Annotated in this window: 10 protein-coding genes; 8 read left to right on the top strand and 2 right to left on the bottom strand. The window is 68.2% G+C overall.

Annotated features, from left to right (window positions below; all coding sequences use genetic code 11):
* Position 1 precedes the first annotated feature (1 nt).
* Together HPF_RS17530 and HPF_RS17525 are read right to left on the bottom strand one after the other, a co-directional pair.
* On the bottom strand, positions 2 to 2,374 hold the full coding sequence (locus HPF_RS17530) for a xanthine dehydrogenase family protein molybdopterin-binding subunit (RefSeq protein WP_133157348.1): 2,373 nt from the start codon (positions 2,372 to 2,374) through the stop codon (positions 2 to 4).
* A gap of 11 nt (positions 2,375 to 2,385) precedes the next feature.
* Positions 2,386 to 2,856 (bottom strand): (2Fe-2S)-binding protein, encoded by a 471-nt coding sequence (locus tag HPF_RS17525; protein WP_127806386.1) that lies wholly within the window; start codon positions 2,854 to 2,856, stop codon positions 2,386 to 2,388.
* Between the two features lie 441 nt (positions 2,857 to 3,297).
* Here HPF_RS17525 and HPF_RS17520 point away from each other — a divergent pair, with 441 nt between their 5' ends.
* From HPF_RS17520 to fdhF, 8 genes are all read left to right on the top strand, one after another.
* Positions 3,298 to 3,771, top strand: a complete 474-nt coding sequence (locus HPF_RS17520; RefSeq protein ID WP_066155694.1) for a 4Fe-4S dicluster domain-containing protein — start codon at positions 3,298 to 3,300, stop codon at positions 3,769 to 3,771.
* 28 nt (positions 3,772 to 3,799) lie between these two features.
* A complete protein-coding gene (locus HPF_RS17515) occupies positions 3,800 to 5,647 on the top strand; it encodes an aldehyde ferredoxin oxidoreductase family protein (RefSeq protein ID WP_066155698.1) in 1,848 nt (615 codons plus the stop codon).
* A 79-nt stretch (positions 5,648 to 5,726) separates the two neighbouring features.
* Positions 5,727 to 7,082 (top strand): NAD(P)/FAD-dependent oxidoreductase, encoded by a 1,356-nt coding sequence (locus HPF_RS17510; protein ID WP_133157347.1) that lies wholly within the window; start codon positions 5,727 to 5,729, stop codon positions 7,080 to 7,082.
* Between the two features lie 7 nt (positions 7,083 to 7,089).
* Entirely contained in the window at positions 7,090 to 7,344 is a 255-nt protein-coding gene (thiS, locus tag HPF_RS17505) for a sulfur carrier protein ThiS (RefSeq protein ID WP_133157346.1), read from the top strand.
* Between the two features lie 22 nt (positions 7,345 to 7,366).
* Positions 7,367 to 7,666 carry a hypothetical protein gene (locus HPF_RS17500; RefSeq protein WP_133157345.1) on the top strand — a complete coding sequence of 100 codons (300 nt, stop codon included), beginning with the start codon at positions 7,367 to 7,369 and terminating at the stop codon, positions 7,664 to 7,666.
* A gap of 229 nt (positions 7,667 to 7,895) precedes the next feature.
* Complete coding sequence (locus HPF_RS17495) at positions 7,896 to 8,852, top strand: LysR substrate-binding domain-containing protein (protein ID WP_133157344.1); 957 nt, start codon at positions 7,896 to 7,898, stop codon at positions 8,850 to 8,852.
* 58 nt (positions 8,853 to 8,910) lie between these two features.
* Positions 8,911 to 10,677 (top strand): NADH-ubiquinone oxidoreductase-F iron-sulfur binding region domain-containing protein, encoded by a 1,767-nt coding sequence (locus tag HPF_RS17490; protein WP_133157343.1) that lies wholly within the window; start codon positions 8,911 to 8,913, stop codon positions 10,675 to 10,677.
* The gene (gene fdhF, locus HPF_RS17485) at positions 10,674 to 13,493 is read left to right on the top strand and encodes a formate dehydrogenase subunit alpha (RefSeq protein WP_133157342.1); all 2,820 of its coding nucleotides are present in this window, start codon (positions 10,674 to 10,676) and stop codon (positions 13,491 to 13,493) included. Before HPF_RS17490 ends, fdhF begins: the two co-directional genes overlap by 4 nt.
* Positions 13,494 to 13,496 lie beyond the last annotated feature (3 nt).

The raw sequence follows: 13,496 nt of genomic DNA, 5'->3' as shown, positions 1-13,496 counted from the left end.
GTCAGGCCTTGGCGGATTGAATGGCTTCCCACACGCGCCCCGGCGAGGCGGGCATGTCGAACTCGGTGACGCCCAGCGGCTTCAGGGCGTCCAGCACGGCGTTGATGACGGCCGGTGGTGAGCCGATGGCGCCGGCCTCGCCGCAGCCCTTGGTGCCCAGCGGATTGTGGGTGCAGGGGGTGCAGATGGTGCCGATCTTGAACTCGGGGAAGTCGTCGGCGCGCGGCATGGCGTAGTCCATGAACGAGCCGGTCAGCAGCTGGCCGCTTTCCTTGTCGTAGACGCAGTTCTCCAGCAGCGCCTGGCCGATGCCCTGCACGATGCCGCCGTGCACCTGGCCCTCGACGATCATCGGGTTGATGATGGTGCCGAAGTCGTCGACCGCGGTGAACTTGTCCACGCGGGTCTTGCCGGTGGCGGGGTCGACCTCGACCTCGCAGATGTAGGTGCCGGCCGGGAAGGTGAAGTTGGTCGGGTCGTAGAACGCGGTCTCGTTCAGGCCCGGCTCCAGCTTGTCCAGCGGGTAGTTGTGCGGCACGTAGGCGGTGAGCGCGACCTGGCCGAAGGTGACCTTCTTGTCGGTGCCCTTGACGGTGAACTCGCCGTTGGCGAACTCGACGTCGGCGTCGCTGGCCTCCATCAGGTGGGCCGCGATCTTCTTGGCTTTGGTCTCGATCTTGTCGAGCGCCTTCATGATGGCCGCGCCACCGACCGAGATGGAGCGCGAACCGTAGGTGCCCATGCCGAAGGGCACGCGGCCGGTGTCGCCGTGCACCACGTCCACCGCGTCCACCGCGATGCCCAGACGGGCGGCCACGACCTGGGCAAAGGTGGTTTCATGGCCTTGTCCGTGGCTGTGGGAGCCGGTGAACACGGTCACGCTGCCGGTGGGGTGCACGCGCACCTCGCCGCACTCGAACAGGCCGGCCCGCGCACCGAGCGCGCCGGCGATGTTCGACGGCGCGATGCCGCAGGCCTCGATGTAGCTGCTGTAGCCGATGCCACGCAGCAGGCCCTTGGCCGCGCTGGCGGCCTTGCGCTGCTCGAAGCCGGCCACGTCGGCCATGTCTTCGGCCTTGGTCAGCGCGCCCAGGTAGTCGCCCACGTCGTACTGCAGGGCCACCGGCGTCTGGTAGGGCCAGCTGTTGATGAAGTTGCGTTTGCGGATCTCGGCCTGCGACAGGCCCAGGTCCCAGCCGCAGCGGCTGACCAGGCGCTCCAGCAGGTAGGTGGCCTCGGGGCGGCCGGCGCCGCGGTAGGCGTCGACCGGCGCGGTGTTGGTGAACCAGGCGTCCACCTCCACATAGATCTGCGGGCAGGTGTACTGGCCTGCCAGCAGGGTGGCGTAGAGGATGGTCGGCACCGCGGACGCGAAGGTCGAGAGGTAGGCGCCCATGTTCGCGTCGGTGTGCACCCGCATCGCCAGGAACTTGCCGTCCTTGTCCATCGCCATCTCGGCGTGGCTGATGTGGTCGCGGCCGTGCGCATCGGTCAGGAAGGACTCGCTGCGTTCGCAGGTCCACTTGATGCTGCGGTTGGTCTGCTTGGCGGCCCAGGTCAGGGCCACGTCTTCGGCGTACAGGAAGATCTTCGAGCCGAAGCCGCCGCCCACGTCGGGCGCGATCACGCGCACCTTGTGCTCGGGCAGGCCCAGCACGAAGGCGGTCATCAGCAGGCGCTCGACGTGCGGGTTCTGGTTGGCGACGTAGAGCGTGTACTCCTCTGTGGCGCGGTTGTAGCTGCCGATGGCCGCGCGCGGCTCCATGGCGTTGGGCACCAGACGGTTGTTGGTCAGGTCGATCTTCGTCACGTGCGCGGCCTGTGCGAACGCCGCGTCCACCTGGCCCTTGTCACCGATGGCCCACTTGTAGCAGTGGTTGTCGGGCGCGGCGTCGTGCAGGGCGGGGCCCTGGCTGGCTTCGCGCATGTCGATCACGGCCGGCAGCACGTCGTAGTCCACCTCCACCGCCTCGGCGGCGTTCTTGGCCTGCTCCAGCGTGTCGGCTATCACCATGGCCACCTGATCGCCCACGTAGCGCGCCTTGCCGATGGCCAGGATTGGGTGCGGCGGCTCCTTCATCGGCGTGCCGTCGGTCGAGGTGATGAGCCAGCCGCAGGGCAGGCCGCCCATCTTGCCGTCGATGTCGGCGCCGGTGAACACGGCCACCACGCCCGGCATGGCCTTGGCGCGGCTGGTGTCGATGCCCTTGATGGCGGCGTGCGCGTGCGGGCTGCGCACGAAGACCGCGTAGGTCTGCGCGGCCTGCGTGATGTCGTCGGTGTACTGGCCGGCGCCGGTGAGGAAGCGGTAGTCCTCCTTGCGGCGGACGCCTTCGCCGATGTGCGGCAGCTTGCTGAAGTCGGATGCACCCATGTCGTGTCTCCTCAGGCCGAAGCCATGTCGGCCTTGCCCTTGAGCACGGCCTTGACGATGTTCTGGTAACCGGTGCAGCGGCACAGGTTGCCTTCGAGCAGCTCGCGGACTTCCGTCTCGTCGGCCTTGGGGTGGTGCTTGCAGAGGTCCACCGCGCTCATGACCATGCCCGGGGTGCAGAAGCCGCACTGCAGGCCGTGGCATTCCTTGAACGCCGCCTGCATCGGGTGCATGGCGCCGTCGGCGGCGGCCAGCCCTTCGATGGTGGTGATCTCCGAACCGCTGACCTGGGCGGCCAGCACGCTGCACGACTTGATGGCGCGGCCGTCCTTGATGACGGTGCAGGCGCCGCACTGCGAGGTGTCGCAGCCGATGTGGGTGCCGGTGAGCTTGAGGTGCTCCCGGAGCACCTGGACGAGAAGGGTGTTGGGCGGAACGTCGACCGACCGGGCCTGGCCGTTGACCGTGAGCTGAACCTGCATCTGTGTCTCCTGATGGTTGGGGCCTCTTGGGGTCCTCAAACAGTGAAACATCGCAGCGCCGCGGCGATTTGAGTGTTAACCCTCAATTGCAAATTGCGGTCTGAAACATTCTCAAATTGAGACGCTTGAAAAGGCAATGAAATGCATTGATTTCAAAGGAAATTTGTGAAATCAGCTGCATTTCTAAGCTATGTATTCCGATTCCTATGTTGGGTGGTGTTGTTTCGCCGGATGAATGTTGTTGATTCGGTAATTCCGTTTGAAATCAAGGCGTTGTGCAGGGCAGCATGTGGCAGTCTCAATCTGAGACTTTCTGATAGCGGCGCGGAGCTTTTCGGGTTAACCCTGACGAAGTGGCTGTGCTTCACGTCAACAATCGTATGAACACATGGTCATAGGTCTCCTGATGGGCCATGTGTGCCCCACCACCGGAGAAACTACATGCAGAAAACACTCCACATCAACGCCGACAAGTGCACCGGCTGCCTGCAGTGCGAAATGGCCTGCTCGTTCGAGAACTACGGCACCTACGCCACCTCGAAGTCGCGCATCAAGGTCTTCGACTTCCACCACACCGGCAAGAAGGTGCCCTACACCTGCACCCAGTGCGACGAGGCCTGGTGCCTGCACGCCTGCCCGGTGGAGGCCATCACGGTCGACAAGGTGACCGGCGCCAAGGTGGTGAACGAGACCACCTGCGTGGGCTGCAAGGTCTGCACCATCAGCTGCCCCTTCGGCACCATCAACTACGTGCAGGAAACCGGCAAGGTCCAGAAGTGCGACCTCTGCGGCGGCGAGCCGGCCTGTGCCGACGCCTGCCCGACCGGCGCCATCACGTTCATTGATGCCAACTGGTCTGGCATCGACAAGATGAAGCAGTGGGCCGACAAGCTGGGCAACCAGGCGGCCGCCTGATCCCCCAACACATACAAGGAGCATCAACATGTCTTGGGCTGGAAAAATCCTCCGCGTCAACCTGACCGCGGGCACCGTCACCTCCGAACCGCTGAACATGGAGTGGGCCAAGGCCTACCTCGGTTCGCGCGGTCTCGCCACCAAGTACCTCACCAGCGAAATCGACCCCAAGGTCGACCCGCTGTCGCCGGAGAACAAGATCATCTGGGCCACCGGCCCGCTGACCGGCACCATGGCCTCCACCGGCGGCCGCTACACCGTGGTCACCAAGGGCCCGCTGACCGGCGCCATCGCCTGCTCCAACTCGGGCGGCTACTGGGGTGCCGAACTCAAGATGGCCGGCTGGGACATGGTCATCTTCGAAGGCAAGTCGGCCAAGCCGGTCTACCTCTACATCAACGACGACGTGGCCGAGCTGCGCGACGCGGGCCACCTCTGGGGCCAGAGCGTCTGGAAGACCGAAGAGATGCTCAAGACCAGCCTGCAGGATCCGCTGCTGCGCGTCTCCAGCATCGGCAAGTCCGGTGAAGTGGGCGTGCTGTACGCGGCCGTGGTGAACGACCTGCACCGTGCGGCCGGCCGCTCGGGCGTGGGCACCGTCATGGGCAGCAAGAACCTCAAGGCGATTGCCGTGCGCGGCACCAAGGGCGTGGGCAATGTGCGCGACCCCAAGGCCTTCATGGCCGCCGCCAAGGCCGCCAAGAAGGTGCTGGCCGACAACGCCGTCACCGGCCAGGGCCTGCCCACCTATGGCACCCAGGTGCTGATGAACGTGATCAACGAAATCGGCGGTCTGCCCACGCGCAACCACCGCGACGTGCAGTTCGAGGGCGCCAAGGACATCTCGGCCGAAGCCATGGCCACGCCGCGCGCGACCGACGGCAAGAAGCACCTGGTGACCAACCAGGCCTGCTTTGGCTGCACCATCGCCTGCGGCCGCATCTCCAAGATCGACGAGAGCCACTTCTCGGTGGCCAACAAGCCCGAGTACTGGGGTGCGTCGGGTGGTCTGGAATACGAAGCCGCCTGGGCCCTGGGCGCCGCCAACGGCGTGAACGACCTCGAAGCGCTGCAGTTCGCCAACCTGATCTGCAACGAAGAGGGCATGGACCCGATCAGCTTCGGCGCCACCATCGGCGCCGTGATGGAGCTGTACGAAATGGGCGTGCTCACCAAGGAGCAGATCGGCATCGAAGCGCCGTTCGGCTCGGCCAAGGCGCTGTGCGAACTGGCCGTGATGACCGCCAAGGGCGAAGGCTTTGGCAAGGAGATCGGCCTGGGCTCCAAGCGCCTGACCGCCAAGTACGGCCACCCCGACCTGTCCATGAGCGTCAAGGGCCAGGAATTCCCGGCCTACGACGGTCGTGTGATCCAGGGCATCGGCCTGGCCTATGCCACGTCCAACCGCGGCGCCTGCCACCTGCGCGGCTACACCATCGCGTCCGAAGTGCTGGGCATCCCGGTCAAGACCGAGCCGTCCGAGAGCGCGGGCAAGCCCGAGCTGGTCAAGGCCTTCCAGGACGCGACCGCGGCCTTCGACTCCGCCGGCATCTGCATCTTCACCAGCTTCGCCTGGACCCTGGCCGACGTGGCACCCCAGGTGCAGGCCGCCTGCGGTGAGGAGTTCACGATGGAACACCTCAACCACATCGGCGAGCGCATCTGGAACATGGAGCGCGAGTTCAACAACGCGGCCGGCTTCACCAAGGCCGACGACAACCTGCCCAAGCGCCTGATGACCGAAGCCGCCAAGACCGGCCCGGGCAAGGGCACGGTCAGCAAGCTCGGCGAGATGCTGCCCAAGTACTACGAAGTGCGCGGCTGGGACACCGAGGGCCGCCCGACCGCCGACACCAAGGCGCGCCTGGGTCTCTGATCCTGCGCATCGGGGACTGATGCACCGAAGAAGCGGTCCCCGTGACCGCTTCTTTTTTTTGGAGTTTGGAGAACAGAACATGACCCACCACGTCATCCTCGGCGCCGGCCCGGCCGGCGTCATCGCGGCCGAAACCATCCGCAAGCACGCACCCAAGGACCAGATCACCGTCATCGGTGACGAGAACGAAGCGCCGTATTCGCGCATGGCCATTCCCTACCTGCTGATCGGCAAGGTCGGCGAGGAGGGCACACACCTGCGCCACACGTCGGGCCACTTCGAGAAGCTGGGCATCACCGTGCGGCGCGGGGTGCGCGCCAAGGTGCTGGATTCGGCCAAGCGGACCATCGAACTGAGCGACGGCAACACCATCGGCTTCGACAAGCTGCTGATCGCCACCGGCTCATCCCCCGCGACGCCGCCGATCCCCGGCATCAACGGTCCCGGCGTGCACAGCTGCTGGACCCTGGCCGACGCGCGCGCCATCGCCAACCTCGCCCAGCCCGGCGCCAAGGTGCTGCAGATGGGCGCGGGCTTCATCGGCTGCATCATCATGGAAGCGCTGCAGCAACGCGGCGTGGAACTCTCCGTCGTGGAGATGGGCGACCGCATGGTGCCGCGCATGATGGGGCCGACGGCCGGCGGCATGATCAAGGACTGGTGCGAGACCAAGGGTGTGAAGGTCTACACCGGCGCCCGGGTCGAGGCCATCGAACGCGGCACCGGCGCTGAAAAGGGCCTGCTGGGCAAGATCGCCGAAGTGGTCGGCATCGGCCAGAGCGCCATGCCCAGTGGCCGGATGACGGTGCGCCTGTCCACTGGTCAGCAGCTTGACGCGGACCTGGTCATCAGCGCCACCGGCGTCAAGCCCAACATCGGTTTCCTGGAAAATTCCGGCGTGCGCTGCCTGGTCGGCGTGCTGACCGACGAGCACCTGCAGACCAACGTGCCGGGCATCTACGCTGCGGGCGACTGCGCCGAGGCCTTCGACAAGGTCAGCGGCAAGACCATCGTCAGCGCCATCCAGCCCAACGCCGCCGAACAGGCGCGTGTGGCGGCGCTGAACATGGTCGGCCAGCAGGCCGAGCTGATGGGCGTGACGCAGATCAACGTGCTTGACACCCTGGGCCTGATCTCCAGCAGCTTCGGCAACTGGGAAGGTCTGCCGGGCGGCCAGCACGTGGAGCTGACCGACAAGGCCAACCACAGGCACCTGAGCCTGCAGTTCAAGGGCGACCAGATGGTGGGCTGCAACAGCGTGGGCTGGACCGAGCACGTGGGCGTGATGCGTGGCCTGGTCGAGGGGCAGGTGAAGCTGGGCGAGTGGAAGGACCGGCTGATCGCCGACCCCACGAAGCTGATGGACGCTTACCTGTCCGCCGCGCAGGGCCAAGGCCACTGGAGTGGTGCAGCCGATGACCGGCGCAGGGCATGATCCGGGCATGAAGATCACCTTCAAGCTCTTTGCCACGCTCACCGACCACCTGCCGCCCGAGGCCCGGCGCAGCAACCAGATCGAACTGGATGTGGCGCCCGACGCGCCCATCAGCCAGATCATCGAACCCTTCGGCCTGCCGCCGAAGCTGGTGCACCTGGTGCTGGTCAACGGCAAGTACGTCGCACCCGAGCAGCGCCTGAGTACGACGCTGAGCGAGGGCGACGTGCTCGCCATCTGGCCGCCGATCGCCGGCGGCTGAGCGCCGCTGCCGACCAACGCCCATGCAGTCGGACTACCCCGAGCAGTTCGAGCGCGACGTCGGCTGCAGCGAGGCCGAGTGGCTGGGCTGGATGCCGCGGGCGCTCGGGGCCCATGCCTGGAGGCGCGAGGGCGCGCGCATCACCGTGGACATTCCCCCGGGCGCGCTGGACATCGCCTGGGAGCCCCTGCCCGAGCGCCGCATCGCGCTGCTGCGCATGCAGCGCTTGAAGGTGGTGTTCGCCTTCCGCGGGCTGGATGCGGACCAGCGGCGGACGTTCATGAAGCCCTTTGACCTGAGCCTTCAGCGCGGCGGCGGTTGAACTTTCGTGTCATCGTCAACGGGGCCCTGAACGCGGAGTCCTGCTTCGAGAGCCGCGCCAGCCGCCTGCTGGACAAGTCGCTGAGGGCGGAAGAGAAAACCGGCCTGCTCACAGCCCATGTGCCGGCCGAGAAACGCAAGGCCTACGAAAGCCTGGTTCGCCATCGACCGCAGCAACGTCCGCTACTCAGTCCCGCGCGGAGGGGGCGGTCCTGCTAGGCTGCAGGGCCATGAACCTGCTCACCTCAATGCGCTACCTGGTGGCCCTGCACGACCACCGCCACTTTGACCGCGCCGCCAAGGCCTGCCACATCACCCAGCCGGCGCTGTCGAATGCGCTGCGCGCCCTAGAGCGCGAGCTGGGCACGCCCATCGTGCGGCGTGGCCGCACCTACTCGGGCCTGACGCCCGAAGGCGAGCAGGTGCTGGCGTCCGCGCGCCGCATGCTGCGCGAACACGAGGCCCTGCAGCAATCCCTGGCCAGCCAGCAGGACCAGCCCGTGGGCAGCCTGCGGCTGGGGGTGGTGCCGTCGGCCGTGCCGGTGGCCACGCGCTTTTGCACGCTGCTGCAGTCGCGCCATCCGGGCATCGCGCCGGTGCTGCTCTCCCTGCCCTCGGGTGAGATCGAATCGGGCCTGAAGGCCCTGACGCTCGACCTGGGCCTGGGCTTTCTGGAGCGCGTCAGCGCCCGCAGCAGTGGCTTTCAGGTGTTTCCGCAGTACCAGGAGCGCCTCTACCTCGTGACCCAAGCGCCCCGTGCGGTGCGCGCCAAGTCACCGCCGCCCAGCCGCATCGGCGAGCCGCTGGCCTGGGCCGACACGGTTGGATTTGATCTTTGCCTGCTGACGCCCGACATGCACAACCGCAGCATCGTCGATGCCGCGTTCGCCCGCGCGGGTGTGGCGGTGAAGCCGGTGATGGAGACCAACTCCGTGCTCTCGCTGGCGCTGGCAGTGCGCACCGGCCCGCTGGCGAGCGTGATGCCTGGCGCCCTGGTCTCCAGCCTGCGCGAACAGCCGGGTCTGCTGTTCCGGCCCCTGGTGAAACCCGAGGTGCAGACCCCGGTCGGCTTCCTGGTGCGCCGCGAGGTGGCGCTCACGCGCACGCAGGAGGCCGCGCTGGCGCTGGCCCGCGATGCGGAATGGCGCGCCGAGCTGGCCGCCACCAGCGGTTCATTCAAGACTTGAATGAACCCATGTCCCAAACCAATTTGACGGCGCGCTGCGCAACCGACACAGTGCGGCGATGAGTTCGTCCGCCATTCGCACCATCCCGATCGTCCCTTCGAGCGGCCCCGCCGCTGAGGTCCGTCCGCACGACGCACGTCCGCAGAAGCGGGCCCGCGACCGGCTCAAGGGCCGCCAAGCCACGCCCGAGGCCCTGCTGGCGCTGCGCGCCCTGATCGGCGAGCGGCCCGAAGAGGGCCACCGCCGCGACCTGCTGATCGAACACCTGCACACCATCAACGACGCCCACCACGGCCTGCCCGAGGCCCTGCTGGTGGCGCTGGCGCAGGAAATGAGGCTGCCGGTGGCCGAGGTCTACGAGGTGGCGAGCTTCTACCACCACTTCGAGGTGCTGCGCGACGGGACGCCGGGTCCGGCGGTCACGGTGCGGGTCTGCGACTCGCTCAGCTGCAGCCTGGCCGGCGGCGGTGAGCTGCTGCAGCGCCTGCGCGCCCGGCTGGGCGAGGGCGTCCGTGTGCAGGCCGCACCCTGCCTGGGACGCTGCGCGCAGGCGCCGGTGGCGCAGGTGGCGCAGGCGGCGGTGCCGCACGCCGACGAGTCCAGGGTCGAGGCGCTCGCGCAGCGGGTGCTGGCGGGTGAAATCCTGCCGCGTGAACGCGTGCCCGAGTTTGTCGATCTGGCGGCCTACCGCGCCGGCGGCGGCTACCGGCTGGCGACGGCGGTCGCGCAGGGCGCGCACGACCCCGAGGTCCTGATCCAGACGCTGGAGCACGCCGGCCTGCGCGGCCTGGGCGGGGCCGGTTTCCCGGCCGGCCGCAAGTGGCGCATCGTGCGTGGCTTCGCGGCGCCGCGCCTGATGGCGGTGAACATCGACGAGGGCGAACCCGGCACTTTCAAGGACCGCCACTACCTCGAACGCGATCCGCACCGTTTCCTGGAAGGGGTGCTGATTGCCGCGGCGGTGGTCGGCATCGACAAGGTCTACATCTACCTGCGCGACGAGTACCACGACTGCCGCGCGCTGCTGCAGGAGCAGATCGCCGCGCTGCAGGCCGACCCGCCGTGCCCGCTGCCGACCATCGAGCTGCGGCGCGGCGCGGGCGCTTACATCTGCGGCGAGGAGTCCGCGATGATCGAAAGCATCGAGGGCAAGCGCGGCGAACCGCGGCTGCGGCCGCCCTACATCGCCGAGGTCGGCCTGTTCGGCCGGCCGACGCTGGAGCACAACTTCGAGACGCTGTACTGGGTGCGGGAGATCGTCGAGCGCGGCGCCGACTGGTTCGCCTCGCACGGGCGCCACGGCCGCAAGGGCCTGCGCAGCTTCAGCGTCAGCGGCCGGGTGCGCGAGCCCGGCGTGAAGCTGGCGCCCGCGGGCATCACGCTGCAAGAACTCATCGACGAGTTCTGCGGCGGCATGGCCGAGGGCCACACGCTCTACGCCTACCTGCCCGGTGGCGCCAGCGGCGGAATCCTGCCGGCCAGCATGGCCGACATCTCGCTGGACTTCGACACCCTGCAGCCGCACGGCTGCTTCATCGGATCGGCGGCGGTGATGGTGCTGAGCCAGCACGACAGCGTGCGGGAGGCCGCGCTCAACGTGATGCGTTTCTTCAAGGACGAGAGCTGCGGCCAGTGCACGCCCTGCCGCGTCGGCACCGACAAGGCCGCGCGCCTGATGGCGTCCGACACCTGGGACCAGGACACGCTGCGCGATCTGGCCGACGTGATGGGCGACGCCTCGATCTGCGGCCTGGGCCAGGCCGCGCCCAACCCGATCCGCTCGGTGCTGAAGCACTTTGCGCACGAGGTCGGAGGTGCAGCATGAACCGCCCGCTGAGCCCCGAGCAGCTGATGCCGGTGAAGCTGAATTTCGAGCTCGATGGCCGTGAGGTCGAGGCGTTTGAAGGCGAATCGATCTTCGACGCCGCGAAGCGCCACGGCACAGAGCTGCCGCACCTGTGCCACAGCGACCCGCTGCGCCCCGACGGCAACTGCCGCGCCTGCGTGGTCGAAGTGGCGGGCGAGCGTGCGCTGGCCGCGAGCTGCTGCCGCAGCGTGACGCCCGGCCTGAAGGTGCTGACCGACAGCCTGCGCGCGAAGAAGTCGCGCCAGATGGTGCTGGAGCTGCTGCTGTCCGACATGCCCGACCAGGGCCACCAGTGGATCGACGCCGAAGGCCGCCAGCCGCACGGCGAGCTGAGCGACTGGGCGCAGCGCGAGGCGGTCTCGGTGCGGCCCGCGCTGCAGGCACTGCGGCGCGAGCAGCCGGCGCCCGACCTCTCGCACCCTGCGATGGCGGTGAACCTTGACGCCTGCATCCAGTGCCGGCGCTGCGTGCGCGCCTGCCGCGAGGAACAGGTCAATGGCGTGATCGGTTTCGCCGGCCGCGGCGGCCACGCCGAGATCGTGTTCGACCTCGGCGACCCAATGGGCGCGAGCAGCTGCGTGGCCTGCGGCGAGTGCGTGCAGGCCTGCCCGACCGGCGCGCTCTCGCCCAAGAGCCTGGTGGGGTCGCAGGCGGTGGACCGCTCGGTGGACTCGGTCTGCCCGTTCTGCGGCGTGGGCTGCCAGCTCAGCTACAAGGTGCGCGACGGCCAGATCGTGGCGGTCGAAGGCCGCGACGGCCCGGCCAACCACGGCCGCCTGTGCGTCAAGGGCCGCTTCGGTTTCGACTATGTGCACCACGCCGGCCGCCTGACGGTGCCGCTGATCCGCCGCGAAGGTGTGCCCAAACACGGCGACGCCATCCCTCCGCGCGACGCCGACTGGCGCGAGACCTTCCGCGAAGCCACCTGGGAAGAAGCCCTGGAACTGGCCGCCGGAAAACTCAAGGCGCTGCGCGACACGCACGGCCCGAAGAGCCTGGCCGGGTTCGGTTCGGCCAAGGGCACGAACGAAGAGGCCTACCTGTTCCAGAAGCTGGTGCGCACCGGCTTCGGCTCCAACAACGTCGACCACTGCACCCGCCTGTGCCACGCCTCCAGCGTCGCGGCGCTGCTCGAAGGCGTGGGCTCGGGCGCGGTGAGCAACCCGGTCAACGACGTGGCGCACGCCGAGCTGATCCTGGTGATCGGCTCCAACCCCACGGTCAATCACCCGGTGGCCGCGACCTGGATGAAGAACGCCGCGCAGAACGGCACGCGCATCGTGCTGGCCGACCCGCGCATCACCGACATCGGCCAGCACGCCTGGCGCACGCTGCCGTTCCGGCCCGACACCGACGTGGCGCTGCTCAACGCAATGATCCACACCGTGATCGATGAGGGGCTGGTGAACCAGGATTTCATCGCCCGGCGCACCTCCCATTACGAGGAGCTGGCGCAGAGCGTCGCCCGCTTCAGCCCCGAGGCGATGGCGCCGGTCTGCGGCATTCCCGCGGCGACGATCCGTGAGGTGGCGCGCGCGTTCGCGACCGCGAAGGCGGCGATGATCCTCTGGGGCATGGGCGTGAGCCAGCACGTGCACGGCACCGACAACGTGCGCAGCCTGATCGCGCTGTGTGCCATCACCGGCCAGATCGGCAAGCCCGGCAGCGGGCTGCACCCGCTGCGCGGCCAGAACAACGTGCAGGGCGCAAGCGACGCCGGCCTGATCCCGATGATGTTCCCCAACTACCAGCGGGTGGACAACGCCTCGGCCCACGCCTGGTTCGAAGACTTCTGGGGCACGCCGCTGGACCGAGCGCCGGGCTACACCGTGGTCGAGCTGATGGACAAGGCACTGGCCGACGAGAGCGACCCGCACAAGCTGCGCGGTCTCTACATCATGGGCGAGAACCCGGCCATGAGCGACCCCAACCTGAACCACACGCGGCACGCGCTGGCCTCGCTGGAACACCTGGTGGTGCAGGACATCTTCATGACCGAAACCGCCTGGCTGGCCGACGTGATCCTGCCCGCCAGCGCCTGGCCCGAGAAGACCGGCACGGTGAGCAACACCGACCGCATGGTGCAGCTGGGCCGCCAGGCGATCGACCCGCCGGGCGATGCGCGCGCCGACCTCTGGATCATCCAGCAGATGGCGCAGCGCATGGGTCTGTCGTGGCGCTACGAGGGCGAGCACCACGGCGTGGCGGCCGTCTACGAGGAGATGCGCCAGGCCATGCACGCGGCCATCGGCGGCATCCGCTGGGAGCGGCTGGAGCGCGAGGGCAGCGTGACCTACCCCTGCCTCAGCGACGACGACCCGGGCCACCCCATCGTCTTCATCGACCGCTTCCCGACCGAGGACGGCCGGCTGCGGCTGGTGCCGACCGAGCTGGTGCCGGCGGACGAGACACCCGATGCGGACTACCCGATGGTGCTGATCACCGGCCGCCAGCTGGAGCACTGGCACACCGGCAGCATGACGCGCCGCGCGACCGTGCTCGACGCATTGGAGCCCGAGGCCACGGCCAGCCTGGCCGCGGCCGACCTGGCGCGGCTGGGTGTGAGGCCGGGCGAGCGCATCACCGTGCGCTCGCGCCGCGGCGAGGTGACGCTGCGCGCGCGGCAGGACGACGGCACCGCCGCCGGCTGCGTGTTCATCCCGTTCGCCTACTCGGAGGCCGCGGCCAACCTGCTGACCAACGCCGCGCTGGACCCGTTCGGGAAGATCCCGGAGTTCAAGTACTGCGCGGTGTCGGTGCAGAAGGCGGGGTGATGC

This window comes from Hydrogenophaga pseudoflava, assembly GCF_004353865.1.
GTDB classification, from domain to species: Bacteria; Pseudomonadota; Gammaproteobacteria; order Burkholderiales; family Burkholderiaceae_C; genus Hydrogenophaga; species Hydrogenophaga pseudoflava.
This window is presented reverse-complemented; position numbering and strand designations above follow the sequence as displayed.

What these genes read in the sequence shown, in the direction of transcription:
- HPF_RS17530 (WP_133157348.1), bottom strand. Translation starts at nt 2,374, where the DNA reads ATGGGTGCATCCGACTTCAGCAAGCTGCCGCACATCGGCGAAGGCGTC.
- HPF_RS17525 (WP_127806386.1), bottom strand. Translation starts at nt 2,856, where the DNA reads ATGCAGGTTCAGCTCACGGTCAACGGCCAGGCCCGGTCGGTCGACGTT.
- HPF_RS17520 (WP_066155694.1), top strand. Translation starts at nt 3,298, where the DNA reads ATGCAGAAAACACTCCACATCAACGCCGACAAGTGCACCGGCTGCCTG.
- HPF_RS17515 (WP_066155698.1), top strand. Translation starts at nt 3,800, where the DNA reads ATGTCTTGGGCTGGAAAAATCCTCCGCGTCAACCTGACCGCGGGCACC.
- HPF_RS17510 (WP_133157347.1), top strand. Translation starts at nt 5,727, where the DNA reads ATGACCCACCACGTCATCCTCGGCGCCGGCCCGGCCGGCGTCATCGCG.
- thiS (WP_133157346.1), top strand. Translation starts at nt 7,090, where the DNA reads ATGAAGATCACCTTCAAGCTCTTTGCCACGCTCACCGACCACCTGCCG.
- HPF_RS17500 (WP_133157345.1), top strand. Translation starts at nt 7,367, where the DNA reads ATGCAGTCGGACTACCCCGAGCAGTTCGAGCGCGACGTCGGCTGCAGC.
- HPF_RS17495 (WP_133157344.1), top strand. Translation starts at nt 7,896, where the DNA reads ATGAACCTGCTCACCTCAATGCGCTACCTGGTGGCCCTGCACGACCAC.
- HPF_RS17490 (WP_133157343.1), top strand. Translation starts at nt 8,911, where the DNA reads ATGAGTTCGTCCGCCATTCGCACCATCCCGATCGTCCCTTCGAGCGGC.
- fdhF (WP_133157342.1), top strand. Translation starts at nt 10,674, where the DNA reads ATGAACCGCCCGCTGAGCCCCGAGCAGCTGATGCCGGTGAAGCTGAAT.